Source organism: Kribbella sp. NPDC048837, from assembly GCF_055586945.1.
On sequence record NZ_JBVJHF010000013.1, the window covers coordinates 14,208 to 38,926 of the forward strand.

23 protein-coding genes are annotated in these 24,719 nt (G+C 69.1%); 10 read left to right on the plus strand and 13 right to left on the minus strand.

The genetic code is table 11. From position 1 onward, the window contains the following. Nucleotides 1–63: 63 nt before the first annotated feature. A complete protein-coding gene (locus tag ACZ6O0_RS41025) occupies nt 64–1,527 on the plus strand; it encodes a KAP family P-loop NTPase fold protein (RefSeq protein WP_465770496.1) in 1,464 nt (487 codons plus the stop codon). 145 nt (nt 1,528–1,672) lie between these two features. Here ACZ6O0_RS41025 and ACZ6O0_RS41030 read toward each other — a convergent pair whose 3' ends face one another. The 5 genes from ACZ6O0_RS41030 to ACZ6O0_RS41050 all read right to left on the minus strand — a co-directional run bounded on the left by ACZ6O0_RS41030 (nt 1,673) and on the right by ACZ6O0_RS41050 (nt 7,535). Then, the gene (locus ACZ6O0_RS41030; RefSeq protein ID WP_465770497.1) at nt 1,673–2,197 is read right to left on the minus strand and encodes a dihydrofolate reductase family protein; all 525 of its coding nucleotides are present in this window, start codon (nt 2,195–2,197) and stop codon (nt 1,673–1,675) included. A gap of 22 nt (nt 2,198–2,219) precedes the next feature. After that, nucleotides 2,220–3,059, minus strand: coding sequence for an alpha/beta hydrolase (locus ACZ6O0_RS41035; RefSeq protein WP_465770498.1), 840 nt, complete (start codon nt 3,057–3,059; stop codon nt 2,220–2,222). Between the two features lie 48 nt (nt 3,060–3,107). Further along, the gene (locus ACZ6O0_RS41040; protein WP_465770499.1) at nt 3,108–4,703 is read right to left on the minus strand and encodes an FAD-dependent oxidoreductase; all 1,596 of its coding nucleotides are present in this window, start codon (nt 4,701–4,703) and stop codon (nt 3,108–3,110) included. After that, on the minus strand, nt 4,704–5,720 hold the full coding sequence (locus tag ACZ6O0_RS41045; RefSeq protein ID WP_465770500.1) for a LacI family DNA-binding transcriptional regulator: 1,017 nt from the start codon (nt 5,718–5,720) through the stop codon (nt 4,704–4,706). Between the two features lie 63 nt (nt 5,721–5,783). Continuing rightward, nucleotides 5,784–7,535, minus strand: coding sequence for a hypothetical protein (locus ACZ6O0_RS41050; protein ID WP_465770501.1), 1,752 nt, complete (start codon nt 7,533–7,535; stop codon nt 5,784–5,786). Nucleotides 7,536–7,748: 213 nt separating this feature from the next. Between ACZ6O0_RS41050 and ACZ6O0_RS41055 the strand changes: the two genes are divergently transcribed. From ACZ6O0_RS41055 to ACZ6O0_RS41080, 6 genes are read left to right on the plus strand one after another with little or no spacing between them, the layout of a single operon-like run. Further along, on the plus strand, nt 7,749–8,672 hold the full coding sequence (locus tag ACZ6O0_RS41055; protein ID WP_465770502.1) for a carbohydrate ABC transporter permease: 924 nt from the start codon (nt 7,749–7,751) through the stop codon (nt 8,670–8,672). Further along, on the plus strand, nt 8,662–9,546 hold the full coding sequence (locus tag ACZ6O0_RS41060; RefSeq protein ID WP_465770503.1) for a carbohydrate ABC transporter permease: 885 nt from the start codon (nt 8,662–8,664) through the stop codon (nt 9,544–9,546). The genes ACZ6O0_RS41055 and ACZ6O0_RS41060 overlap by 11 nt, the downstream gene beginning before the upstream one ends. Nucleotides 9,547–9,566: 20 nt before the next feature. Further along, the gene (locus ACZ6O0_RS41065; protein WP_465770504.1) at nt 9,567–10,895 is read left to right on the plus strand and encodes an ABC transporter substrate-binding protein; all 1,329 of its coding nucleotides are present in this window, start codon (nt 9,567–9,569) and stop codon (nt 10,893–10,895) included. A gap of 25 nt (nt 10,896–10,920) precedes the next feature. Further along, the gene (locus ACZ6O0_RS41070) at nt 10,921–11,742 is read left to right on the plus strand and encodes a Gfo/Idh/MocA family protein (protein ID WP_465770505.1); all 822 of its coding nucleotides are present in this window, start codon (nt 10,921–10,923) and stop codon (nt 11,740–11,742) included. Next, a complete protein-coding gene (locus ACZ6O0_RS41075) occupies nt 11,739–12,047 on the plus strand; it encodes a hypothetical protein (RefSeq protein WP_465770506.1) in 309 nt (102 codons plus the stop codon). Before ACZ6O0_RS41070 ends, ACZ6O0_RS41075 begins: the two co-directional genes overlap by 4 nt. Next, complete coding sequence (locus ACZ6O0_RS41080; RefSeq protein ID WP_465770507.1) at nt 12,044–12,961, plus strand: DUF6807 domain-containing protein; 918 nt, start codon at nt 12,044–12,046, stop codon at nt 12,959–12,961. The genes ACZ6O0_RS41075 and ACZ6O0_RS41080 overlap by 4 nt, the downstream gene beginning before the upstream one ends. Before the next feature lie 21 nt (nt 12,962–12,982). Here ACZ6O0_RS41080 and ACZ6O0_RS41085 read toward each other — a convergent pair whose 3' ends face one another. Continuing rightward, nucleotides 12,983–14,401: a sensor histidine kinase gene (locus tag ACZ6O0_RS41085; protein WP_465770508.1), complete on the minus strand. Its 1,419-nt coding sequence runs from the start codon at nt 14,399–14,401 to the stop codon at nt 12,983–12,985. 62 nt (nt 14,402–14,463) lie between these two features. Continuing rightward, nucleotides 14,464–14,679 (minus strand): hypothetical protein, encoded by a 216-nt coding sequence (locus ACZ6O0_RS41090; protein WP_465770509.1) that lies wholly within the window; start codon nt 14,677–14,679, stop codon nt 14,464–14,466. 247 nt (nt 14,680–14,926) lie between these two features. On the opposite strand from ACZ6O0_RS41090, the gene ACZ6O0_RS41095 reads away from it, so the two are divergent. Continuing rightward, nucleotides 14,927–16,369, plus strand: coding sequence for a hypothetical protein (locus ACZ6O0_RS41095; protein ID WP_465770510.1), 1,443 nt, complete (start codon nt 14,927–14,929; stop codon nt 16,367–16,369). A gap of 18 nt (nt 16,370–16,387) precedes the next feature. On the opposite strand, the gene ACZ6O0_RS41100 is transcribed toward ACZ6O0_RS41095, so the two are convergent. The 6 genes from ACZ6O0_RS41100 to ACZ6O0_RS41125 all read right to left on the minus strand — a co-directional run bounded on the left by ACZ6O0_RS41100 (nt 16,388) and on the right by ACZ6O0_RS41125 (nt 22,936). Next, complete coding sequence (locus tag ACZ6O0_RS41100; RefSeq protein WP_465770511.1) at nt 16,388–17,596, minus strand: cytochrome P450; 1,209 nt, start codon at nt 17,594–17,596, stop codon at nt 16,388–16,390. An 18-nt stretch (nt 17,597–17,614) separates the two neighbouring features. After that, nucleotides 17,615–18,349: a hypothetical protein gene (locus ACZ6O0_RS41105; RefSeq protein WP_465770512.1), complete on the minus strand. Its 735-nt coding sequence runs from the start codon at nt 18,347–18,349 to the stop codon at nt 17,615–17,617. Next, nucleotides 18,346–19,146 (minus strand): CPBP family glutamic-type intramembrane protease, encoded by an 801-nt coding sequence (locus ACZ6O0_RS41110; RefSeq protein WP_465770513.1) that lies wholly within the window; start codon nt 19,144–19,146, stop codon nt 18,346–18,348. Before ACZ6O0_RS41110 ends, ACZ6O0_RS41105 begins: the two co-directional genes overlap by 4 nt. A 207-nt stretch (nt 19,147–19,353) precedes the next feature. Further along, a complete protein-coding gene (locus ACZ6O0_RS41115; protein ID WP_465770514.1) occupies nt 19,354–19,998 on the minus strand; it encodes a response regulator transcription factor in 645 nt (214 codons plus the stop codon). Next, nucleotides 19,989–21,722 (minus strand): sensor histidine kinase, encoded by a 1,734-nt coding sequence (locus ACZ6O0_RS41120; RefSeq protein ID WP_465770515.1) that lies wholly within the window; start codon nt 21,720–21,722, stop codon nt 19,989–19,991. The genes ACZ6O0_RS41115 and ACZ6O0_RS41120 overlap by 10 nt, the downstream gene beginning before the upstream one ends. 128 nt (nt 21,723–21,850) lie before the next feature. Continuing rightward, entirely contained in the window at nt 21,851–22,936 is a 1,086-nt protein-coding gene (locus tag ACZ6O0_RS41125) for an aldose epimerase family protein (RefSeq protein WP_465770516.1), read from the minus strand. A gap of 187 nt (nt 22,937–23,123) precedes the next feature. On the opposite strand from ACZ6O0_RS41125, the gene ACZ6O0_RS41130 reads away from it, so the two are divergent. Both ACZ6O0_RS41130 and ACZ6O0_RS41135 read left to right on the plus strand, forming a co-directional pair. Beyond that, entirely contained in the window at nt 23,124–23,723 is a 600-nt protein-coding gene (locus tag ACZ6O0_RS41130; RefSeq protein WP_465770517.1) for a cysteine hydrolase family protein, read from the plus strand. Between the two features lie 7 nt (nt 23,724–23,730). Continuing rightward, on the plus strand, nt 23,731–24,657 hold the full coding sequence (locus ACZ6O0_RS41135; RefSeq protein ID WP_465770518.1) for a GlxA family transcriptional regulator: 927 nt from the start codon (nt 23,731–23,733) through the stop codon (nt 24,655–24,657). The last annotated feature ends 62 nt before the right edge of the window (nt 24,658–24,719 follow it).

Genomic DNA, 24,719 nt, shown 5'->3' on the forward strand with positions numbered 1-24,719 from the left:
GGATCGGTCGTGCCGGGTGATTTGTTGCCGATCGTGGCGGATACTCCGAGCGAGCAGCCGTCGATGGGGTTTCAGGCTTATGCGGAAGCGATTGCTTCTGCTGTTCGCGGTGGGTCGCCGCCGCAGTTCACGGTGGGGATCTACGGCTCGTGGGGGAGCGGGAAGTCCTCGCTGCTGAATGCGATCCGTTCTGAGCTGGCGAAGGACGACGGCGTGCTGACAGTGATGTTCGACGCCTGGCGGTACGAACGCGCCGATCACATCGTCGTACCCATGCTGAATGCCATCTACAACGCGACGCCGGAGCTCTCCGACAAGAAGCTGACGGAAAAGGTGCGTTCGGCGCTGGCGTCCGTGGTTCGTAGCATCACGATCAGTGTCGGGCCGTTGAAGATGGATCCGGGAGCGGCTTTCGCCCCGGCTGAGTCCGATGAGGGATATGCGGCCGCGCTCGACTCGGCGTACGTACGCCCGTACCAGGATCTGAAGGCGATCGCCGGCGCGCTCGGGAACCGGCGCATCGTCGTACTGGTCGACGACCTGGATCGCTGCTCGCCTGACAAGGTCGTGTCGTTGCTCGAGGCGATCAACCTGGTGCTGGATGTGCCGGGGTTCGTGTTCGTACTGGCGTTGGATTACGACGTGCTCGTACGCGCGGTGACGGCGAAGTACCCGCATGCGTCGGGGCATGTCTTCATCGAGAAGATGGTCCAGGTGCCTTTCCGGGTGCCGCGGCTGGATATCCAGCCGGAGTTGTTCTTGCAGGAGCTCGTTCCGGGGTGGGCGCCGCCTAAAGATGCGCTTCCTGATGAGTTCGGGAGCATTGCGTTCGATGTGGCGACCATGGGGCTGGCGGCTAATCCGCGGCAGGTGAAGAGGTTCATCAACTCGTTCCTGCTGCTGCTCCGGATTGCGGGGATCCGTACGGTTTCCACCAATCCTCGGTTGATCGCCGGGTTGGTCGGGCTGCAGCTTCGGTGGCCGGCGGAGTATCAGGATCTGACGGATGCCGTCTATGCGGAGGACGATGATCCGCTGGCGGCGTTGCAGTCTGATCAGGCTGATCTCGCCAGGTACGCGAAGGCGTTCTTTGCGCCGGCGCCTCGCGTTGAGGAGCTGCGGGCGGTGCTGCATCTGACGGAGTCGGTGGCTCAGCCCGAGACGTACAGCGGCTACCAGACCGGGGAGTATGCGTCGAACACGGGCAGTGCGCAGGAGGTGCGGACGGCGGTGGCCGCGGAGATCCGGGCGGCGCTGGCCCAGCGGGGGTTCACGGAGTCGGCGCGGGCGGCTGATATCTACAACCACAAGGAGTTGCCGTACCACCGGGTGCGCATCGGGAAGACCGTCGTACGTTTCGAGGTGAAGGACGTCGAGGGGCGTTGGTTGTCCGGTACGTCGCTCTACCTGACCAAGGCGCTGCCCGAGGCCGTCCAGCTGGTCGACGATTTCGCGGCGCTGCGCGAGCAGACGAATCACGACGCGCTGTTGGTCTCTGGCCGGCACCTGCCCCAGGCTGCGCTGTAGCTGGGCGCCGCCGGTAGTCGGGCAATGACGTACCGAAGAACGGGTAGTGGTGGAGGGTACGCGGGTTCACCGGGAAGCGCTGAGCGTGCGACAGGCGCGGGAGCCCGACTACCACCCGTCCTTCCGTACAGTTGGACCGCGGTTTCTAGCGGTGGATGGTGTAGTCGGATTGGGTGAAGCCGGCTTTGAGGGTTCGGGTGGCGTTGTGGGTGAGGGGGATGTCGGTGGGGAGGTGGCCGAAGAGGGGGATGCCGGCGCCCAGGAGGACGGGGGCGGTGGTGATGGTGAGTTCGTTCAGGAGGCCGGCGCGGAGGAAGGTCTGGATGACGGCGCCGCCGTCGGTGTAGACGCGTTGGGCGCCGCGGTCGTTGAGGGTTTCGACCAGGCCGTCGAGGGTGCGGTGGACGATGATGCGCTCGTCGGCGTCCGGATCGAGTGTGGTGCTGAGGACCTCGACGTGCTTGCCGTCGTACGGCCAGAAGTCGAAGCCGAGCACCTGCTGGTAGGTGTTCCGGCCCAGTACGACGGTGTCGATCGACGCCATGAACTCGTCGTACCCGGTGTCGCCCGCCTGCTCGCCGCGCTCGGTGAGCCAGTCGATCGATCCGTCGGGGCGGGCGATGTACCCGTCGAGGCTGGTGGCGATGAAGACGGCCGCGTGGAAACTCACGCCACTATCTTTCCATGCGGTCTCAGGTGTGATGCTCGCGGATGAACGCGAGCGCCGCGTCGGCGACCTGCTCCCAGCCCGAGTCGATGACGAGCGAATGCCCGCGACCGGGCAGCTCCTCGATCTCGGTGACGGCCTGGTTGCGGCGCTGCTTCTGGTAGGCGGCGTTCGTGAGCGCCCAGGGCACGGTGTTGTCCTTCTCGCCGGACAGGAACTTCATCGGCCCACGGTCCGGGTGGGCGCGCTCCACCGACGTCTCGCTGTCGGGGTTGAAGTTCGCGGTGGCCGCCTGGAACAGCGGCAACCCGGCGCCCGGCACCGGGAACTCGTCGTACAAGCTGCGCGCCTCGTCCTCCGGTACGGCGTTGACGAAAGCGAACCGGAACTGCCGGTAGGTCAGCATCAGCGCCTTGTGCCGGTTCGCCGGGTTCCGCAGGACCGGGAACGACGCCCGCAGCGCCGACAGCGGCAACGGCAGTACGCCGCGACCCGGCGCCGGATCGATCGGGACCGCCACTGCGCAGAGTCCCATCCCGGCCAGTTTCTGGGTGATCAGCCCACCGAACGAGTGCCCGACGATCGCCGGCTTGCGCTCCAGCCGGGTGAGCATGTCCGCGTAGTACTCGGTGATCGCGCCGACCGACTTGCCCGCGAGCGCCTGGGGATTCGCCCGCGCCTCACCCACGCTCTCCGGATCGTCCGGCCACCCCGGTGTGACGGTCGCGTACCCGGCCGCCTCGAACTTCTCCCGCCACCGTTGCCAACTCCCGGCCAGCAACCAGAGCCCGTGGACGAACACCACCACCGGTCGACCGGAGGTGTTGGCAATCTCGACCTCGCCCAGCTCGCGCGCCGTAGCCATTCGCACGCACCCCCTTTCGCGCAGTAGACCACACCACGCGCCGCGGGGTCAGTAGCCGGTGACTTCCGGCCAGCCGAGTTCGACGCCATCGGCAACCAGTCTGGACTGGAATTCGGTCAGTAGCGCCGGCGTGTTGCGCACCACCCGGGGGCTGACGTGGCGGTCCAGGCAGAAGGCGGCGAGCAGGCCGGCGGACTCGCCGATGTTCCACTCGACGGGGTGCAGGCGGTAGCAGCCGTTGGTGATGTGGGTGGTGCCGAGGTTCTTGTTCGCCGGCAGCAGGTTCTCGACGCGCTGCGGGATGAGCGCCCCGAGCGGGATCCGGAACGGACTGCTGGCCACGTCGATGTAGTTGTCGCCGCCGGTCGATGGGTGCAGGTCGATGCGGTACATGCCGACCCCGACGCTGTCGTCGTACTCGACTGCGCCCCGGTCGCCGCGCACCGCGACCGACAGGTCCTGCTCGACGATCGTGTACTCCGCCTTGATCCGCCGGGACTCCCGGATGTACGGCGCCTGCGCCAGCCCGTCCGTGGATCCGAGCAGATCGCCGCGCAACCGCAGCCCGGGGAAGCCGGCCCGGCCGTCCGGCCGGGGTGCCTCGGTCTGCAGCCAGTAGAAGACGGACTGCGACAGCTCCTTCGCCGCCGCGAGGTGCTTGTCAGCATCGGGTACGTCGATGACCGGGCCCTCGAAGTAGTCGATCATCGGCCAGTTCACCAGGCAGATGTCGCTGGCGTACGCGCCCGGCTCGAAGTGCCGGCGGGCGGCGATCCGGCGGAAGGTCCACAGGTTCGTGTCGCCGCCGGTCAGCCGCTGGTCCGCGACCACCGCGAGCGGATCGTCGTCCGGGTTCGGGGTGAAGGTCCGCTGCGAGCTCTCGAGCGTGCGTGGGTTCGGCGCGGTCCAGGACAGCAGCCGGTCACCCCAGAACGAGGGCTGGTAGTTCCGCCAGAAGGCGTAGTTGGCCGGCTTGTCCCCGACGTGATCGCCGTCGAGGTGATCGATCGCGAAGCAGTACGAGATCGCCTGCATGTTCATCGGCTGCGCCTCGGCGGGAGCGCTCGGCTCGCCGGTCTCGCTCTGCGCCTCGAAGCCGGTGACGTACTCCGTCCCGGTCAGCGGCAGCAGCTCCCCGGTCTCGGTCGCGTCGAGGATGTACGGCGCGGTGACGGTCACCTGCTCGTCCGTGTGCCGATGCTTCACGGTCACCGCGGTCACCCGATCGCCGTCCGTCTCCGCGGCGACAGGCACGTACGGCTGGAGCACCTCGAGCCGGCGGCTCGCCCGGTAGGGCGCGAGCATGCCCTCCAGGACGGCCAAGGCCACCCGCGGCTCGTGACAGAGCTTCGACACATATCCGGCGCCCGGGTTCAGCTGCGGCGTCGCCCGGGACGCGGCGGTGAGCGGGTAGTAGCGGCGGTAGTACTCGCGAATGCCGTCCCGGAGCGTCCGGTACGACGCGGTGACGCCGAACTGCTCGACCCAGGTGTGCTCGTCCGGCGGGACGGCCTGGCTGGTCAGCTGTCCGCCGAGCCAGTCGAACTCCTCGGTCAGGACGACCGAGCGACCGGAACGCAGCGCAGCCAGGGCCGCGGCAACCCCGCCGAGCCCACCGCCGACGACGAGTACATCCGTATGCATCTAGATCCCTTTGCTGGGCGGTGTGAGGGTGGAACCGTCGGTCAGTTCGCAGGGCAGGAGCAGTTGGCGCTCGGTGGCGGTGCCGCTCAGGATGGCCTCCAGCAACTCGACGGCCTGCAGCCCCATCGCGCGCCGCGGCACGTGGAAACCGGTGAAGTCGATGTCACTCGCCACCGCCCGGGTCGAATCACCCAACGCCACCACCGAGAGATCCCCAGGTACGTCGACCCCGCGCGCAGCTGCCGCGGTCACCAGGGCGGCCGCATCAGCCCGCTCCTCCACGAACACCGCGGTGATCTTGCGTTCGAGGAGGGAGCCGAGCAGTTGATCGCCGGCCGGTAGGTGGAGAGCTTTGGGACCGGCGGCCCGGTGGTAGCCGACGAGACGATCGGCCGAGGACTCCGCGCCGACGCCAGGTCCGGCGTACGCGAGATGGCGGTGCCCCAGGGCCATGGCTCGATCGACCATCTGGCGGGTGGCGGTGGTGTAGTCGGCGCCGACGTACGGGACGGGGCCGCCGGCGTTGTTGCGGCGGCCTACGGACACGAAGGGGTAGTCCTCGGCGATCAGGCGGGCCAGTTCGTCGGCGGGGACGTCGCGGCCGAGGAGGAGGCAGCCGTCGGCGATCCGGAGTCGGTTGTTCTCGTGGAAGATCCGGCGCCGGCCGGACGTGACCGGCGCGCTGGTGAACAGCAGCAGGTCCAGGCCCAGCTGCTCCGCGCAGTCCTCGATGCCGGCCAGGAACGGATGGTAGAAGTCGCCGCTCGCGCTCGGGAACACCGACTCGTACGTGAACACGCCGAGGATCTGGTTGCGCTGCTTGAGCATCCGGCGGGCCAGCGGATCCGCCTGGTAGCCGGTCTCGCGGATCACCTTGAGCACCCGGTCCCGGGTCTCGGCCGGGATCCGGGCGGTCGCGTCACTCCGGTTGTTCAGCACCAGTGAAACGGTCGTCTGACTGACGTTCGCCAGCCGCGCGACGTCGCGCTGGGTCAGTCTGGTGGCCTTGTCCGGCATCGTGCGACGGTAACCTGACGCCGGCCGGTGCGTCAAGAAAAATGGCAGTGATAATGCGAATTACTACGACGGCCGCAGTCGCAGAAGCTGTCGGCCGGGAGTGCGTCCGGTGAGGTAGACGCGCAGGCCGTCCGGGGTCAGGCTGCCGTTCAGGTAGGTGAAGCGTTCGCCGGGGTCCATCGGCACCCGGGCGGCGCCGTTGCCGGGGCCGAACTCGATCCGGTCGGAGCCGACGGTGTAGCTGCCGGTCCCGGACACCAGCTGATAGTTGCCTGGAGCATCCAATGCCTCGACGCCGGCCAGCGTGCCGCCGGCCCGGAAGCACAGCTCGATCGCGTACGCCGTCTCGTCGCCGTCCAGCTCGAACGTCAGGTCGAACCCGTCGCCGACCTCGACGACCGTGACCTCGGTCCGCAGCGAGCGGTACTGCTTCGGCCGGTGCGGGAAGTCCATCGACGCGTAGAACCGGCCGTCGAGGGTGAGCGCGTACCGGCCGTCCGCCCGCCGGTACCGCTTCGGCAACGGCAGGTGGTACGGGACCTTGACCTCGTCGGCGAGCTTGAACGTGCTAGGCCCGGTCTTCCGGAGCCCGTCGCTGCGGAAATGGCCGGTACTGAAGAACTGTGGCGACAGCCGGACCGAGTCGAGGATCGCCGCACCCTGCCGGAGTTTGAAGAAGGTCGGGTTGGTCGACAACCCGGACGAGATCACGGGGATGTCGTGGAAGTCGGTCCCGCCGAAGACCGTCGCCGTCCGCGCGCCGCGCCGGATCCGGGCCGAGGCCTGCGAGGGATAGTGCTGCACGAAGTCGGTCGGTGTGGGTCGCGCTGCCGGCAGTGCCGCCGCCAGCTCCGGCCGCTCGAGCACCTCGGCGAGGAAGTCGCCCAGCTCGCCGGTGCCGCGCTGTTCGATGCTCTTGGCAACGGTCGTGAACCGGCCGTCACCGGTGTGCAGGGCGAGCTCGCGGAACTGGGTCAGGTACCACCAGACGTCCCGGATCCCCTTCTGGTCCTGCCGCCGGGACGCGGTCGTGTCGACCTCGCCGTTCGGCTCGAGGAGGTACAGCGTCACCTCGAGGTTGCGCCGAACATAGTCGAGCAGTTCGGGCTTGTCACGCAGCCAGGCGATCGTCAGCAGGCACGGGTTCGTCACCTCGGCCGCGTACGTCGAACTCCGCTCGCTGTAGATCCCGTCCGGTGTCGCGTCGATGCCCTCGTCGAGCCAGTCGTCGATCCGCGCGGCGTACCGGCGATCCGGGAACAGGTGGTGCGCCCGCGCGAGCGCCGCCGAGACCTCCCAGCGATGGTTCGGCGTGTGCACGCCGCCGGCCGCGAGTGCGGGGCCGGCCTTCTTGATCACCGTCGCGAGGATCGCGCGGTGGCCCGCGGTGGCCGGCTGGTCGTCGGCGTCGAGCAGGGCGTAGAGCATGCAGACGTCCTGGATCGCGAACGCGCTGTCCGGCGGCGAGTGCAGGTTGCCGACGTCGTACGTACCGTCGTCGTGCTGCCGCGCGGCCAGCTGCTCGACCAGCCACTGCAGCGGGGCCAGCAGCGAGGCGTCGTGGTGGTACGACGACCGGCCCCAGACGTACCCGGAGATGAGCCGGCGGGCCTTGCGCGCCACCGTGCGGATGCTGTCGGAGGCGTTCTGGTAGTTCGCGAGCACCAGCGGGATCTGGGTCTGGTTGGCGTTGGTCAGCAGGGTCAGGAAGTCCTCGTCCACAGCAGTCACTGTCGCCTCCGCGACGTCGGTCGAGTGCAGCGCCCCGACGGTGAGGGTGGTCAGCGAACCGGCGAGGAAGGTGCGGCGCAGCATCGGGTGGCCTCCACGGAAGGGTCGGTAAGCGGTTGCCAAATGATCAGAACTGTCGCCGCGCGACTTTGTCCTGTCAATAGCTCGCGCTCCGTCCGCATCCGGTCACTCCGGGAGCCTGCGAGCCCTTGCATAAACCGGTTTCTCGTACTAACTTGACCGGCCAAGGCAAGCGCTTTCCGAGTCCTGCCCTGTCCTTTCCGGAGGTAAGAAACCATGAGTGCGCTGGGCGAGCTCGGCAGCCTCCGGGGGAAGAAACCGGTCGGTCAGAAGAAGGACAATCTGGCCGCTTATCTCTTCCTCGCGCCGTGGTTGCTGGGACTGTTCCTGATCACGATCGGCCCGATGCTGGCCTCGCTGTACCTGTCGTTCACCGACTACAACCTGATCCAGGCGCCGCAGTGGATCGGGCTGGAGAACTTCACCCGGATGCTGTCCGACGAGCGGCTGCACAACTCGCTCCGGGTGACCTTCACCTACGTGTTCGTCTCGGTGCCGCTGCAACTCGCGATCGCCCTGCTGCTGGCGGTCGTCCTCGACCGCGGCGTCCGTGGCATGGCCTTCTACCGCTCGGTCTTCTACCTGCCCTCGCTGCTCGGCTCGAGCGTCGCGATCGCGATCCTCTGGCGGCAGGTGTTCGGCACCGAGGGGCTGCTCAACCAGGTGCTCGGCCTGGTCGGCATCGACGGCAAGGGCTGGATCTCCGACCCGAGTACGGCGCTGGGCACGCTCGTGGTGCTGAACGTGTGGACGTTCGGGTCGCCGATGGTGATCTTCCTGGCCGGCCTGCGGCAGATCCCGACCATGTACTACGAGGCCGCGTCGGTGGACGGGGCCGGCGTACTGCGCCGGTTCTTCAGCATCACGCTGCCGCTGCTGACGCCGATCATCTTCTTCAACCTGGTGCTGCAGATCATCCACGCGTTCCAGTCGTTCACCCAGGCGTTCGTCGTCTCCGGGGGCAGCGGCGGGCCGTCGGACTCGACGATGTTCTTCACGCTCTACCTCTACGACCGGGGCTTCGGGAATTTCGACATGGGCTACGCGTCCGCGATGGCGTGGTTCCTGCTCGTGATCATCGGGGTCTTCACCGCGGCGAACTTCTTCGCCTCGAAGTACTGGGTGTTCTATGACGACTGAAACGCTCCGAGGCACGGTGGCCGCGCGGCGGTCCGCCACGATCAGCTGGGCCCGCGTCCGGCCGGTCGTGATCCACGTCGTCCTCGCGGCCTCCGCGCTGGTGATGCTCTACCCGGTGATCTGGATGGTGGTCAGCTCACTGCGGCCGGGCAACGAGATCTTCCGGGACCCGGGGATCCTGGTGAAGGACCTGCGGATCGAGAACTACCGGGTCGGCTGGAACGCCCTGACCGAACCGTTCACCCGCTACCTGCTGAACTCCGCGCTGGTCGTGTTCGGCGCGATCCTCGGCAACCTGGTGTCCTGCTCGATGGCGGCGTACGCGTTCGCCCGGCTGGAGTTCCACGGGAAGAAGCTCTGGTTCGCGATCATGCTGCTCAGCATCATGCTGCCGATCCACGTGGTGATCGTGCCGCAGTACATCCTGTTCTCGCACCTGGGCTGGATCAACACGGTCCTGCCGCTGATCGTGCCGAAGCTGCTGGCCACCGACGCGTTCTTCGTCTTCCTGATGGTGCAGTTCATCCGCGGCATCCCGCGCGAGCTGGACGAGGCCGCCCGGATCGACGGCTGCGGCCGCGGCGGGATCTTCCTGCGGGTGATCCTGCCGCTGATGGTGCCGGCCCTGGCCACCACGGCGATCTTCACCTTCATCTGGACCTGGAACGACTTCTTCAGCCAGCTGATCTACCTGACCGACCCGAAGATGTACACGGTGCCGGTCGCCTTGCGGTCGTTCGTCGACGCGACCTCGAGTACGTCGTGGGGGTCGATGTTCGCCATGTCGGTTGTCTCCCTCGTCCCGGTTTTCCTCGCCTTCCTGCTCGGCCAGCGGTTCCTGATCAAGGGCATCGCGACCACCGGCATCAAGTAACCCCCTGAAAGGTGCACATCATGAGGCCGCACATCCCTCCCACCGCGGGCCGGCGCCTGCGGGGCCTGGCCGCCGTCGCGATCGCCACCACACTGCTCGCCGCGAGCGCCTGTGGCGGTGACTCCGGCGGTGGCGGTGGTGGTTCGTCCGCCGACGGCCCGGTCACGCTCCGCTTCACCTGGTGGGGATCGGACACCCGGACCAAGCTCACCCAGCAGGCGATCGACGGCTACCAGAAGGACCACCCGAACGTCACGATCAAGGGTGAGTTCGGCGAGTGGGCCGGCTACTGGGACAAGCTCGCCACCACGGTCGCCGCGAACGACGCCCCGGACATCATCCAGATGGACGAGAAGTACCTGCGCGAGTACGCCGACCGCGGCGCGCTGCTCGATCTCAAGAAGGCGCAGGGACTGGACACCGCCAAGTTCGAGGCGGACACGCTGGGCGCCGGTGAGTTCGACGGCGGGCTGTACGGTCTGAACGCGGGGATCAACTCGTTCGCCGTGATCGCGAACCCGGCCGTCTTCAAGGCCGCCGGCGTCGCGATCCCGGACGACTCCTCGTGGACCTGGGACGACTTCGACCGGATCGCCGCCGAGATCTCCACCAAGATGAACGGCAAGGCGTGGGGTACGGGCGCACCCGGCCTGAACGAGGCCGCGCTGAACCTCTGGGCCCGCCAGCACGGTGAATCGCTGTGGACCAAGGACGGCAAGCTCGGCGTCTCGCCCGAGAAGACCACCGACTTCTTCACCTACGTGCTCAAGCTGCGCGACACCAAGGCGATCCCGTCGGCCGAGTTCACCGCGCAGGACATGAACGCACCGCTCGACCAGTCCGCGATGGCGACCGGCAAGCTGGCCATGAGCTTCGTCTGGAGCAACCAGCTGAACGCCCTCAGCAAGGCGTCCGGCCAGCAGCTGAAGCTGCTGCGGATCCCGAGCCCCGACGGCAGTGCGAGCACGAACGGCTCCTACTACAAGGGCTCGATGTTCTGGTCGATCTCGTCCCGGACCAAGCACCAGAAGGAGGCGGCGGAGTTCGTCAACTACCTGGCCAACAGCAGCGCCGCCGGAAGCATCCTGCTGGCCGAGCGGGGCGTGCCGCCGAACACCGAGATCCGTGCCGCGGTGACGCCGAAGCTGCAGCCGGCCGACGCCGCGTCCGCGAAGTTCATCCAGGACATCGGCAAGGAGCTCGGCGAGCCGTCGCCCGCGCCGCCGGTCGGTGGTGGTCAGGTGGAGAAGATCATCCAGCGCTACACCACCGACGTGCTGTTCGGCCGGCTCGCGCCCGACAAGGCGGCCAAGCAGTTCCTGGACGAGGTCAACGGGGAGCTCAAATAGTGTTGCTATTGGCAACTGATTGCCGATGACGGGGCCCCGCGTGGCCGTGGCGGGTGTGCACGGCCACGGGGCCTCCCACGTTCGCAACGTGGCCCGGCTGGCGACCACCGGCCGGGCCGAGCTGGTCGCCGTCGCCGATCCACGGCCCGCGGCGGACCTCCCGCCCGAGGTCCGGGCCTTCTCGGGTCTGGACGAACTGCTCGCGGCGACCGAGGTCGACGTCGTGATCATCAGTACGCCGATCCAGACGCACGTACCGCTGGCTGCGCTGGCGATGCGGGCGGGGGCCGACGTACTGCTGGAGAAGCCGCCGACCGCGTCGCTGGCCGAGTTCGAGCAGTTGTCCGCGGTGGTCGCGGAGACCGGGCGGGCCTGTCAGGTCGGCTTCCAGGCGCAGGCGTCCGAGGCCACGCTGACACTGGCCGGGATGGTTGCCGACGGCCGGCTCGGCCAGATCCACGGGATCAGTGCCGTGGGCAAGTGGCTGCGGACGGCGCGGTACTTCCAGCGAGCCCGGTGGGCCGGCCGGCGGACGCTCGACGGGGTGGCCGTGGTCGACGGTGCGGTGACGAACCCCTTGGCCCACGCGACCGCGGCGGCACTGTTGCTGGACGGGTCGACCGGGGTGGACGACGTACGGTCGGTGGAGTCCGAGTTGTACCGGGCGAACGCGATCGAGTCCGACGACACGTCCACGGTCCGGATCGTCACCGGCCGCGGTACGACGATCCTCGTCGCGGTCACGTTGTGCGCCGCGGAGCAGCTCGAGCCGGCCGTGATCGTGCACGGCTCGGAGGGCGCGCCGTACTGCGGTATGCGTCGGACACGCTCGAGCACAACGCGGTGACGACCGAGCACGGGCGGGTCGACCTCTTGGAGAACCTGCTCGCACATCGCGCGGATCCCGCCGTACCGCTGTACTGCCCGCTGGGGGCGACGGGTGGGTTCACCCGGGTCGTCGACGCGGTGCGGACGGCGACGGACCCGGCCGAGATCCCGGCCGAGTGTGTGCGCTGGGAGGACGAGGGACTCGAACGGCATCCGGTCGTGCTCGACGTCGAGCACTGGATCGACCGGGCCTCGGACGAGCTGGCGTTGTTCAGCGAGCTCGGGGCGCCCTGGACGAACCGAGCTCGAGAGGAGAAACGATGACACAGAACCTCGGCTGCAACCACGCTGTCGGACGATCGATCCAGGTGACGGCGGGCGGCGGAGAGCTGTTCACGTATGTCTACAACGCGGACGACCCGCAGTACGAGTCGCCGCGACCGTACTTCCACCCGATGCGGACGCTGACCGGCGACCTGGTCAGCGTGTACCGGCCGTGGGACCACCTGTGGCACAAGGGCATGTCGTGGTCGTTGCCGCACTTCGGGCACGACAACTTCTGGGGCGGGCCGACGTACACGAAGCAGGACGGGTACCAGCCGCTCGACAACAACGGTTCCCAGGACCACGATCGGGTCGACGCGCTCGACGTGGCCGACGACGAGGTCCGGTTCGCACACCAGCTGTCCTGGCACACCCAGGACGGCAGGCACGTCGTCGACGAGTCGCGCACGATCACCGTCCGGCTCGCCGACGACGGCTGGGTGCTGGTCTACGAGACCGCGATGACGAACGTCTCCGGCGACACCATCCAGATCGGCAGCCCGACCACGGCCGGCCGCCCGAACGCCGGGTACGGCGGTCTGTTCTGGCGCGGACCGCGCTCGTTCACCAACGGCACGATCCTCGCTCCCCAGGGCAAGGGCCGCGACGAGCTCCGCGGGCAACGCGCGCCGTGGATGGGTTTCACCGCCCGCCAGGACGAGACCGACACGGCATCGACGATCATCGTCGCCGACGCCGCCGGCAACGTTCGCCACCCACCCGAGTGGTTCGTCCGCTCCGAAGACTTCGCCGCCGTCTGCCCGGCCCCCTTCTTCTCCGAGGAACTCCCGTTCACCGTCGGCGACACCCTCACCCTCAAGTACGCCGTACTCGTAGCCGACGGCCTCTCCGACGACAACCGCGCCAAATCCCTCGCCGCCCAGGCCCAAAAGGCCCTCGCCGCGGGCGTCTAGACCGCCTGAGTCACCCCGGTGTCAGTGGGGTAGGGCGAGGGTGAAATTGGTGTTGCCTGGCGTTGAGGTGAGGGTGAGGGTGCCCTGGTGCGCGTGGGTGATCGAGTGCGCCAGGGACAGGCCCAGGCCGGCGCCGCCGGAGTCGCGGGTGCGGGAGGTGTCGGCTCGGGTGAAGCGCTGGAACACGTTCGGTTGGAGGTCGGTGGGGATGCCCGGGCCGTTGTCGTGGATGGTGAGCACGGCCGAGTGATCTGCCACGGTGGCGGCGACGGTGACGATCGTGCCGGGTGGCGTGTGGCGGCGGGCGTTGCTCAGGAGGTTGGTGACGACCTGGTGCAGGCGTTGTTCGTCGCCGATGACGACGATCGGTTCGGGCGGCAGGCTGAGTTCCCACTGGTGGCTGGGCGCAACGATCCGGGCGTCGGTGACCGAGTCGCGGGCCAGGCGGGTGAGGTCGACCGGGCGGCGGTCGAGCGGCCGGCCGGCATCCAGCCGGGCCAGCAGGAGGAGGTCTTCGACGAGCGAGGCCATCCGGGTCGTCTCGACCATCACCTTGCCCATGGCGTGGGTGTAGAGCTCGGGGTCGTCCTGGCGGAGGCTCAGTTGGGCGTAGCCGTGGATCGTGGTCAGGGGCGTGCGGAGCTCGTGGGAGGCATCGGCGACGAACTGGCGGACCTGCTGCTCGCTGCGGTGGCGGGCGTCCAGGGCGTTCTCCATGTGGCCGAGCAGGGTGTTGAGGGCGACCGCGACCTGGCCGACCTCGGTGCGCTCGTCGGTGAGCTGTTCCGGCACCCGTGCGGTCATCCCGATCTCGCCCGTGTCCAGCCGGAGGCCGGCCACTTCGCGGGCGGTCTGCGCGACCCGGCGCAGTGGCCGCAACTGACGCCGTACGACGAAGACCGCCACGCCGCCCGCGGTCAGTACGCCGACGCTGCCGAAGAGGACCTCCCAGCCGATCAGGCTGTTGACCGTGTCGTCGATGTCCTTGGTCGGCAGCCCGGTGACCACCGTGGTCGCACCGAACTGCGACGCGTGCACCCGGTACTCCCCGAGCCCCGGGAGCTCGACGGTGTCGTTCGTCCCGTCAACCGGTACGTCGTCGAGCACGGCGACGGCCTCGTCCGAGAGGCCCGCCAGTACGCCGTCTGCGGTGATGACGTTGCCGCTGGCACCCGACGGCGTCAGGTAGACGGTCACCGTGCCGGCGTCCTGCCCGTGCGGCGCATCCGGCGGCGGGCCGGCGCCCCCCTTGGCCAGTCCGTTGATCGCCCGGCCCTGCGACGCCTCCACCTTGCTGTCCAGCTGCTTGGTCAGGTAGGAGCCGATCGCGGCCGTCGTCAGCACGCTGATCACGACACACACCACCGCGACCAGCGCCACCATCGCCGCCGCGACGCGCACACTCAACGAGCGCGCCGCGAATCCCCAGCTCGACCTCATGCCCCCAGCATGTGCACCCAGCCCTGGGACACCCTCCGGTTTCCCTGTGACCTTCCTGTGAATCAGAGCAACTCGTCGCCCGCCGCCATCCCGACGTCGGAGTACTGCGCGAGGTTGTTCCGTACAGCAGCTGCCAGGTCGCGGAGCAGGTTTTCCTCCGCGCGGTCGCCGGCCGGCAATTGTCCGATCGGTTCCTCGAGCTGACGCGCCAGGTTATCCGGTGCCGAAAGCCCTGTTTCCCAACGGGTTTCGGAGGTGCGCGCGTAGACGCCGTTCACCAGCGACCGGAGCGGCCGGGGCGGCAGGGATCGCAGCGGGGAGCAGGCGGCGGGACCATGGGGCGTTCGAATTGGTAGGTGTGACGGCGGGGCGGAGTGGGAAGGTTCGAGACGTTTTCCGGATTCGCCTCCCCGATCGGGGCCGGAAACCGGTAGCCTCGTGCAGCGCCCATTCGGGGGAGAGGTCGCCGTACTACCATTCCCGACGAAACTGCCGGAGAGCCCAAACCGGTCAGGAGACCACGTCTTGCAGGAGAACACCAGCCATCCCAGTACTGGCGAACTGGCGAACGTACCCCTTACCGGTGCGGACAAGGTCGCCTACGCCTTCTACGCCACTGCGGCCGCGGCCGCACTTGTCGGCCAGGTCTGGGCCGGCGTGACCCACATCCCCTGGCCGGAGACCGGCTTCTCGACGTTCCTCAAGATCCTCCTCGTGACACCCGCGGTGGCCGTGCTCGAGCTCGGTGGTGTCGCCACCGCCGCGCTCGCCGACCTGCGCCGGCGCAAGGGTGAGCAGGCCTACGCCTACCGCGCGATGTCGTTCTTCGCGGCCCTGGTCGCGGTCGTCTTCAACGTGGTCGGTCACTGGCGGCCGGAGGAGCGGTTCCTGGCCTTCGGCTTCGGCGGCCTGTCCGCGTTCGCGTACGTGCTCTGGCTGATCCACAGCTCGGCCCGCCGCCGCGACGCGCTGCGCCGGGCGGGGCAGATGCGCGAGACCGGCCCGGTGTACGGCGTCATCCAGTGGGCCCGCGAGCCGCGGGTGACCTGGCTGGCCCGGTCGCTGGCGATCGAGCACGGCTACGGCCTGTACGAGAGCCTCCGCGCGGCCCAGCACCAGATCCGGAACCGGAGCCGCCGCGAGGCGATCGCCGGGACCGTTGCCGAGTACATCCGGTCCGAGCACCAGGACGAGCGGCTGGCGAAGATCGCCGAGACGACGTACGACCCGGACCGGCTGGCCGGGATGCTCGAGGAGCGGATCAACTACGAGGTCATCACCAACAAGCTGACCAAGGCGATCTCACCGCCCCCGGAGCCCGCGGAGATCGAGGAGCGCGGCGACCTGCGCGCGGCGGTCTGGGTGCTCGAGGGCGGGAAGCCGCAGCAGATCCGGACCGACGGTGGCCTGTCGCTGCGCGACGAGGACGCCTGGACCGGTGAGCTGATGGCGGTCGACTACCAGCCGATCAACAGCACCGACGAGTCGGTCGCCGAGGCGGTCGTGGTCGAGGACGAGAGCGAGCCGCAGCACGTCGTCCAGTCGAACGGCGCCCAGAGCAACGGTGCCGCCACGACGAACGGGGCCCAGCGCAACGGGGCGGCCAAGCTCAAGCCACTGGCTCCGCAGCCGAAGGCCGAGCCGGTCGTGCAGAAGCCGCAGCCGCCGTCGCCGTTCGCGGACGCGACGGACACCCAGCCGCCGGCGCTCATCACCACGCCGCCGGTCGAGCCCGTCGTGCCCGAGCCGGCCGCTCCGAAGGACGAGCCGGCGGACGACCAGCCGGAGCCGACCGCGCTGGAGAAGAAGCGGATGCGCGCGTGGGCGTTGCTGTCCGACTGGCCGGAGGGCCACGAGCGGACGGCGAAGAAGCTGGCCGACGCGATCGCGTCGAGCGAGCCGATGGCCGCGCGCTTCATCGAGCAGTACGAGGCCGAGCACGGCCTGGTGTTCACCTCGCAGAACTGAGCGAGCCGCCGGTGGACCTCAGCCTTCGGGGCCGAGGTTCACCGGCAGTTCCGCGAGTCCGCTGACCAGCACGCGCCGCCACTCGAGTTCCTCGGCCGGCTTCGCCAGGCTCATCCGCGGGAAGCGCCGTACCAGGGCCAGCAATGACTCCTGCAACTCGATGCGGGCCAGCTGGGCACCGAGGCAGAAGTGCGGGCCGAAGCCGAACGACAGGTGCTTGTTGTCCGGCCGGTCCAGCCGCAGCTCGTCGGGAGCGTCGTACGCGCGAGGGTCCCGGTTCGCCGAGTTGAGCGCCGCCATCACGCCCTCGCCGGCCTTGATCCGTACGCCGTGCAGCTCGACGTCCTCGACCGCGACGCGGAGCTGGCCGACCTCGCTGAAGCGGTTGAAGCGCAGCAGCTCCTCGATCGCCGACGGCACGAGGCCGGGGTTGCCGACGAGCTTGGCCCAGTTCTCCGGCCAACGCAGCAATGTCGCGACGCAGCTCGAGATCTGGTTCGCCGAGGTCTCGTGGCCGGCGACGAGCAGGTTCACCCCGAACGCGATCAGCTCCTCCTGGCTGAGCCGGTCACCTTCCTCGCGGGCCCGGACGAGCTCGTCGAGCAGGTCCTCGGCCGGCTGGTCGGTGTTCGCCAGCTTCTTCGTGACCAGGTCCTCGATGTACGCCGTCAGGCTGGTCATCGCGTCCTCGACCAGGTCCTTCTCGGCCATCTTCATGCTGTACCCGAGCTCGGTCCACTCGCGGAACTGCTCACGGTCCTCGTACGGTACGCCGAGCAGCTGGCAGATCACCTGGATCGGCAAGGGCAACGCGACCAGCTGCCGGAGGTCGGCACCGTCGCCGGCGGCCGCGACGTCCTCGGCCAGCCGCGCCGACAGCTCGGCCACCCACGGCCGGGTCCGCTCGATCTTCCGGTGCGCGAACGTCGGTACGACGAGCCTGCGCAACCGGGTGTGCTCCGGCGGGTCGGTGGTGGTCAGGCTGTTCGGCATCGGCTTGGCCAGCGCGACCCGCGGTGCCCCCTGCTTGACCACGGCCGCCCGCGAGAACCGCGGATCCGCGAGCACCAGCTTCACGTCGTCGTACCGCGTCACCAGCCAGACCTCGGCCCCCGCCAGCGTCCGCACGCGCGCCACCGGCCGGTTCTCCCGGAGCTCGGCGAACGTCGGCGAGGGATCGAACCGAAAAGCGTCCTCGAACGGAATCTGCAACACCGGCTCCGGCATACCCCGACCCTAAGCGACTTAGGTAACCCTTCGCTCACGGTCCAGCGCGTCGCGCCGGGTGGCGAACGCCGGGACGATGAGGGCGGCGGCGACGAGCAGCATCAGGACGGCGCCGACGAGGGAGCCGATGGTGATGCCTTCGACGACGGGGACGGTTCCGCCCATGCTCAGCTCGGTGGCGACGTTCGGCGATCCGTCGGCGTTCATGATCACCACGGACCAGTCGCCGCTCCTGGCGGTCCAGGTGAGCGTGCTGGGTCCGGTGCCGGTGGCGGAGGCGACCCAGAACGACTGGGAGGCGGGTGCGGCGGCAGGCTCGTCGCCGGCGCGGGCCGTCGTGGAGAGCTTGAAGGGACCTACATCGAAGTCCGCGACCTCCTCGTGGCTGACACTGTTCAGGTACGCCGCGACGTCGGCGGCCGGCCCGATCCCGATGAAGACCGGCGCGCCGGAGGTGGAGGTGAAGTCGACCCGGACCTCACCGAGGAAATCGTCGGTGTAGAACGCGTCCGGCCCGGTGGCGCCGATGTCGAGCGACGGTGAGACCACCGCGGACGTGCTGGTGCTGACCCGCTCCGGTCCCGCGGTGAAGTAGCCGTTGCCGTCGCGTTGCTGCTGCGCCCAGAGCCCGAAGCCGCCGATCGCGAACAGGACGACGCTGACCAGGCCGGCAATGGATCCCGCGACGACCAGCAGGGTGCGCCAGCCACTCCACGAGCGGCGTACTGCGGGAGTAGGGATCGTGGTGGTCATGAGACAGCCTCCGAGACGTGGGTCGGGTTGCGCGGGTCGACGGCTTCGGCCGGTGCGGGACTGGTCCAGAAGCGGCGGCTGCCGATGAGCAAAACGGCGGCGAACGCCCACCACACACCGACGTACAGCCAGGTCTCGCGGGTCAGGTCGGCGCCGGCCGGCCAGAGTTCGCTGGTGTTGATGCTGCCTTCGGTGGCGTGCGCGATCAGGGTGATGAGCACGCTGCCGGCGGCGTGGTTGAACAGCCACGCGTACCAGAAGGTGACCGCGACCGTGGTCAGCGCCTCGAAGGGCTGCAGGCCGAATGAGGAAATGAAGAACAGCGGTGCGTGCCAACCGGTGATCGCCACGGCCAGGATCGCGGTCGCGGCGAGCGGAGTGCGGGTGGCCTGGAGCTTCGGCTGCGCGTAGCCGCGGAAGCTCGGCTCTTCGTTGAACGGGCCGCCGGTCGGGTCGACCATGATCATGCCGACGACCATCGCCAGGCCGTACCAGGGCGTGAACTGCCCGGTGTTCGGCGCCGGCGCTCCCAGCGCCTGGTTGAGCGAGATCGTGACGAGGTGGACGGCGAGCGGTACGGCGATCGCGACGACGTACCAGATCCAGCGGACCCGCCAGCGGATCACCCGGGCGCCGAGGGCTCGCAGACCGGCGAGCCCCTCGGTCAGGAAGACGATGACGAGGGCGGCGACCAGGGCGCCGGGGGCGAAGAAGCTCCCGAACGGGACGCCTCCCCAGGCGAGGACGTAAGCCAGTATGAAGAAGCTGAGCACGGGGTGGTTGCGGATGAACGACATGACGGATCTCCTTGCGGACGAGTGATTGCGCTTTTCGGCGGGTGCGGGCTGCCTGGCCGGTGGCGGTGTGCCGTCGTCGTCAGGCTGGTTCTGGATGATGCGGGTCTTCACGGTGCCTCCAGGGGTCTACCTCGAGGCTCGCGCCGCCGGGCGCGTTCGGCAGACCGGGTCACCGGTGAAGGAGGGGTTCGGGTTTCTGGTGTCCCGTCAGGCGCGCAGGTACAGCAGGACGGCGAGCACCCGGCGGGACTCGCTGCGGGTGGACGGGATGCCGAGCTTGGTGAAGATGCCGGAGACGTACTTCTCCGCGGCCCGCAACGTGACCACCAGGTCGTCCGCGATGCCCTGGTTGGAGGCGCCGGTCGCCATCAGTTCCATGACCTGACGTTCGCGTGGCGTCAGCACGGCCAGTGGGTCGTCACTGCGCCGTCGTTGCAGCAAGGTGGAGACGATCTTCGGATCGATGGCCGAGCCGCCACCGGCCACCCGCCGTACCGCGCCGGTGAAGTCCTCGACGTCGCTGATCCGGTCCTTCAGCAGGTAGCCGACGCCTTCGGCCGATTCGGACAGCAGTTGCATCGCCAGGCCGAGCTCGAGGTACTGCGACAGCACGAGCACCCCGACGCCGGGATGCTGCTCGCGGATGCTCAGCGCGGCGCGCATGCCTTCGTCGTTGTGGGTCGGTGGCAGCCGGATGTCGAGGATCGCGATGTCCGGCGGGAAGCCGCGGACGTAGCGCAACAGGTCGTCGGCATTGTCGTACGCCGCGACCACCTCGAAGCCGGCGTCGCCGAGGATCCTGGTCAGTCCCTCGCGCAGCAGCACGCTGTCCTCGGCGATGGCTACGCGCATGGGATCTCCGCCTCGAGCCGGGTACCGCCGCCGGCGGGACTCCAGATCCGCAGTCGGCCACCGATCGCCTCGACCCGGTCGGCGAGACCGCGCAGGCCCGACCCGCGCTCGGTATCCGCGCCGCCGACGCCGTCGTCGAGAACCTCGACGACGAGTTGGCCGGCGGGCCGCGTGACGCGGACGGACGCCGTACTCGCATGGGCGTGCTTGGCGATGTTCGTCAGGCTCTCGCTGACCACGTAGTAGGCGGCGACCTCGACGTGCTCGGGCAGCCTTCCGCCGGCCGCGACCTCCAGCGTGACCGGGACGACAGCCTCGGCGGCGAGGGACTCCAGCGCGACTCCCAGGCCGTGACCCGTCAGGACCGCGGGATGGATGCCGCGCGCAACGTCCCGGAGCTCGTCCAGCGAGGTGGTGACCTGCAGCTTGGCCCGCATCAGGCGCGCCTTCGTGTCGGCGTCGTCGGCGGACCGGCCGGCGATCAGTCCGAGTTCGAGCGCCAGCGCGACCAGTCGCTGCTGTGCACCGTCGTGCAGGTTGCGTTCGAGCCGCTTCCGTTCCTGCTGCTCGGCGTCGATGACCCGCGCCCGCGACCCCTGCAGCTCGTGCAGCCTGGCCCGCAGCTCCGCCTGCAGGCGGCTGTTCTCCAAGGCGATGCCGGCCGCCGCCGCGACCGCGTCCAGCAACTCGCGCTCGTCTTCCAGGGACCGGTCGAACTCGAGGGCGACGACGGGTTCGTCATCGCGATAGATGACCCGCGTCGCCCGCCCGGCGGCCACGCCGGGCAGGGTGACGGCATGTCCCTCGGAGTCGGCCCAGCTGCCGTACTTCGGCAACCAGAAGGCAATGGTCAGCGAGGGATCGTGCAGGGCCCGCGCCAGCGGCTCGCGCAGGTCGCCGGCCGGGTGGGCGCGCAGGTCCATCAGCAGCGCGCCGACATCGGTGCGGGCCAGCCGGGCGTCCAGCAGGCCGAGCAGGAACACGACGGGCGCGAGTCCCAGCGCCGCGAACGTGACGTGGCGAACGGTCTCGATCTGCGGCCAGCCCCGCAGACCCGCGATGAACAGGATCGCGAGCATGATCAGTGCGAGCCCGAAGCTGTCCACGAGCAATGCCACCGGCCGCCGGCGGACGAGGCTCGCGGACGGTCGCCGTACCAGCAGCAGGGCGGCGCCGGCGAGCAGCAGCACGCTCATCGTGATCAGCTCGAGCTGCTCGATCCGGCCGGCCAGGACCGGTCGCGTCGTGACGGTGAAGATGCTGTCCGGGTTGATCCCGAGCAGGATCTTCGCGAGCTGCAGGACCAGCGCCGTCGCGTAACCGCAGCCGACGACGAGGCGGCGGAGCCGTCCTGTCACCCGTCCGGTCGGATAGGCGAGGAACACGTGCAGGAACATCGCGGCCGGCAGCAGGTCGAGCAGATGACCGATCGAGAGCAGCACGGGCACGGTCGACCACTGCAGGGCGGTCAAGGCCATCACGAAGCCGGTGGCGATCATCAGCGGACCGAGCCGGCTCGCCGGCCGGCGCCACCAGGCGAGGGTCCCGCTGATCAGGTACGGGATGGTGATCCAGTTGAAGAGCAGTGCCTGCAGGCCCGGCCGGACCAGTTCGTCGCCCGCCAGCGCGAGCGCGACCGAGACGACCAGCGTGCCGAACCCCGCCACGACGGTCGCACACAGCGCCCACGGCCCCGGTCCGCGGGCCGGTTCGATCGTCGGCACCGCCACAACCTGTCACCCGCCCTCTACCGCCACCCTGCGCTCGTTGCTCCGCGCAGGCAATGCGTCGGCCCGGAACGGCAAGAGGTGGCCCCGTCGGTGACGGGACCACCTCTCTGCGTGAGCCGGGGCTACTTGGTGCCGAAGGTGTAGACGGTGGTGGATTCGTACGTCTCGCCCGGGCGCAGGACCGTTGACGGGAAGTCGGGCTGGTTCGGGGAGTCGGGGAAGTGCTGGGTCTCGAAGGCGAAGGCGTCGCCCTGGCGGTAGGCCTTGTTGCCGATGCCGAGGAACGTGCCGTCGAGGAAGTTGCCGCTGTAGAACTGGGCGCCGGGCTGGTCGGTGCGCACGGTGACCGTGCGGCCGTGCTCGGGCTCGGTGAAGCGGCCGGCGAAGCGGAGGCCGTCGTCGTCCGGCTGACCGCCGAGGACGAAGTTGTGGTCGTAGCCGCGGCCGGCGATCAGCTGCGGGTGGTCGTGCCGGAGCCTCGCCCCGATCGCGGTCGGCTCGCTGAAGTCGAACGGCGTACCAGCGGTCGGCGCGAGCTCGCCGGTCGGGATCAGGCCGGCGTCGACCGGGGTGTACTTCGGCGCGTTCAGCTCCAGCACGTGGTCGTAGATGGTCCCGTTGCCCTCGCCGAGCAGGTTGAAGTACACGTGGTTGGTCAGGTTGACGACGGTCGGCTTGCCCGTGACGGTCGCGTGGTAGTCGATCCGCAGGTTGTCCCGCCGGTCGAGCGTGTAGGTCACCGTGCTGGTCAGCTCACCGGGGAAGCCCATCTCGCCGTCCGGGCTGACGTAGGTGAAGGCGACGCCGACGGCCTCGTCGGTGTGGACGACGACCGCCGTCCACACGTTCTTGTCGAAGCCGATCGTGCCGCCGTGCAACGCGTTCTCGCCGTCGTTGACCGGGATCTGGTACGTCGTCCCGTCGAGCGTGAACCGGCCCTTCGCGATCCGGTTGCCGAAGCGGCCGATGGTGGCACCGAAGTACGGGCTGAGCGCCGCGTAGTCGGGCAGGTTGTCGAAGCCGAGACTGATGTTCGCGGTCCGGCCGCGCCGGTCCGGCGTCTCGACCCGCTGGATGGTGGCTCCCCAGGTCAGCATCGAGATCGTCACCCGGCCGTTGGTGAACGTGTAGACGTCGACCTGCTGTCCGTCCGGCGTGGTGCCGAACGGGTCCTTGCGAATCTCGAGCTTGCCGTGATGTTCGCCCATGGCGGCCAACCTAGCGTTCGTACCAGCGGTGGAACTGGCCCGGGTGGCAGACCAGTGTTTGGAACAGTTCGGAACAGTGTGAATTCGTCCGATCTCTCCCGTGGTGTCGCGGGATGACCGGATCCGTCCGGTGCCGGCCCCGATCGGGTCTACTGCCGGTACGCCGTCCGCCCGCAGGATGAGCGGTATGAGCCGAACCGCACTGATCGTGATCGACGTCCAGGAATCGTTCCGGGTCCGCCCGAACTGGCAGGCCGTGAACCACCCCGACATCGCCGAGCGGGTCGACCGCCTGGTCCGCGCGGCCCGGGACGCCGGCGACCTGGTCGTCTGGGTCCTGCACACCGAGCCGGGCACCGGCGGCGCCTTCGACCCGGCGGAGGGCCACGTCCGGCTGATCGAGGGTCTCGCGCCGATCGACGGTGAACCGCTGATCACCAAGACGTCCCACAACGCCTTCACCACAACGAATCTGCAGCAGCTCCTGACCCAGCACGGCGTCACCGACCTGGTGATCAGCGGCATCCGCACCGAGCAGTGCTGCGAGACCACCGCCCGGGTCGCGTCGGACCTCGGCTACGAGGTCGTGTTCGTCACCGAGGCGACCGCGACGACCCCGCTGCCGCACTGGACGATGCCCGCGGACGCGACCCTCGACGAGATCCTCGCCGACCCGCGGACGCTGAGCCCGGACGTCGTCACCGAGCGGACCGAGTACGCCCTGGCCGGCCGCTTCGCCACCATCCGGACGCTCGACGAGCTGACCGCCGTCCCCGTGGCATCCTGACTGGATCATGACTACCAGGGTCGTCTTCCTGCTGGTGCCCAAGTTGCACCTGCTGGATCTGGCCGGTCCGGCGCAGGTGTTCTCGACCGCGAACGACCTCGGCTACGGCTATCAGCTGAGCTATGTGGCCGAGGTCGACGAGATCGTCACCGCCCAAGGGGTGCCGGTGAAGGCGCGGCTGGAGTGGCCGGAGCTCGGTCCGGACGACCTGATCGTCGTACCGGGGTGGCGGTCGCCGCGGTTGTCGCCGGTGCCGCCGATCGGGCCGGAGACGCGGCGGCGGTTGCGGAGTCACCACGCGGCCGGGGGATCGGTGGCGAGTGTGTGTTCCGGCGCCGACGCGCTCGGCGCGGCCGGGCTGCTGGACGGACACCGGTACACCACGCACCACGACCTGACCGACGAGCTCGCGGCGCGCTACCCGAAGGCGACGATCGTGCGCGACGTCCTGTACGTCGTGGACGACCGCGTGATCACGTCCGCCGGGATCGCGAGCGGGATCGACCTCGCACTGCATCTGGTCGCAGTAGAGCGTGGTGCCGAGGCGGCGGCGCGGATCGCCCGGGAGATGGTCGTCTACGCGCGGCGCAACGGCGACGAACTGCAGGAGAGCGCGATGCTGCGGCACCGCGGCCACCTCAGCGACCTCGCCCATCGCGTGCAGGACCTGATCGACGCCCGGTACGCCGACCGCCTGCTCCTGAGCGATCTCGCCCAGCAGGTCGGCGTCAGTGAACGCACCCTGACCCGGATCTTCACCACCGCGACCGGGCTGACCCCACTGCGCTACCAGCAACTCCTCCGCCTCGAACGGGCCGAACACCTGATCGGTCACGGCACCACGATCGAGGCGGCGGCCCGCGTGGTCGGCTTCGAGGACGCCCGCATGCTCCGCCGCCTCCGCGCCCGCGCCGCCGAACCCGTCGCCGGGTAGACCTAGGCCCACCATCGCGGGGGATGCAGGACTCCTGAGTTCCGCGCGCTCTCCAGCCAGGC

Bases quoted from the DNA above. Each gene is read 5' to 3' on its own strand.
- ACZ6O0_RS41025 (WP_465770496.1), top strand. From the start codon at position 64: ATGGGGTTTCAGGCTTATGCGGAAGCGATTGCTTCTGCTGTTCGCGGT.
- ACZ6O0_RS41135 (WP_465770518.1), top strand. From the start codon at position 23,731: ATGACTACCAGGGTCGTCTTCCTGCTGGTGCCCAAGTTGCACCTGCTG.
- ACZ6O0_RS41060 (WP_465770503.1), top strand. From the start codon at position 8,662: ATGACGACTGAAACGCTCCGAGGCACGGTGGCCGCGCGGCGGTCCGCC.
- ACZ6O0_RS41125 (WP_465770516.1), bottom strand. From the start codon at position 22,936: ATGGGCGAACATCACGGCAAGCTCGAGATTCGCAAGGACCCGTTCGGC.
- ACZ6O0_RS41070 (WP_465770505.1), top strand. From the start codon at position 10,921: ATGACGGGGCCCCGCGTGGCCGTGGCGGGTGTGCACGGCCACGGGGCC.
- ACZ6O0_RS41055 (WP_465770502.1), top strand. From the start codon at position 7,749: ATGAGTGCGCTGGGCGAGCTCGGCAGCCTCCGGGGGAAGAAACCGGTC.
- ACZ6O0_RS41065 (WP_465770504.1), top strand. From the start codon at position 9,567: ATGAGGCCGCACATCCCTCCCACCGCGGGCCGGCGCCTGCGGGGCCTG.
- ACZ6O0_RS41100 (WP_465770511.1), bottom strand. From the start codon at position 17,596: ATGCCGGAGCCGGTGTTGCAGATTCCGTTCGAGGACGCTTTTCGGTTC.
- ACZ6O0_RS41110 (WP_465770513.1), bottom strand. From the start codon at position 19,146: ATGTCGTTCATCCGCAACCACCCCGTGCTCAGCTTCTTCATACTGGCT.
- ACZ6O0_RS41115 (WP_465770514.1), bottom strand. From the start codon at position 19,998: ATGCGCGTAGCCATCGCCGAGGACAGCGTGCTGCTGCGCGAGGGACTG.
- ACZ6O0_RS41050 (WP_465770501.1), bottom strand. From the start codon at position 7,535: ATGCTGCGCCGCACCTTCCTCGCCGGTTCGCTGACCACCCTCACCGTC.
- ACZ6O0_RS41130 (WP_465770517.1), top strand. From the start codon at position 23,124: ATGAGCCGAACCGCACTGATCGTGATCGACGTCCAGGAATCGTTCCGG.
- ACZ6O0_RS41080 (WP_465770507.1), top strand. From the start codon at position 12,044: ATGACACAGAACCTCGGCTGCAACCACGCTGTCGGACGATCGATCCAG.
- ACZ6O0_RS41085 (WP_465770508.1), bottom strand. From the start codon at position 14,401: ATGAGGTCGAGCTGGGGATTCGCGGCGCGCTCGTTGAGTGTGCGCGTC.
- ACZ6O0_RS41045 (WP_465770500.1), bottom strand. From the start codon at position 5,720: ATGCCGGACAAGGCCACCAGACTGACCCAGCGCGACGTCGCGCGGCTG.
- ACZ6O0_RS41105 (WP_465770512.1), bottom strand. From the start codon at position 18,349: ATGACCACCACGATCCCTACTCCCGCAGTACGCCGCTCGTGGAGTGGC.
- ACZ6O0_RS41035 (WP_465770498.1), bottom strand. From the start codon at position 3,059: ATGGCTACGGCGCGCGAGCTGGGCGAGGTCGAGATTGCCAACACCTCC.
- ACZ6O0_RS41040 (WP_465770499.1), bottom strand. From the start codon at position 4,703: ATGCATACGGATGTACTCGTCGTCGGCGGTGGGCTCGGCGGGGTTGCC.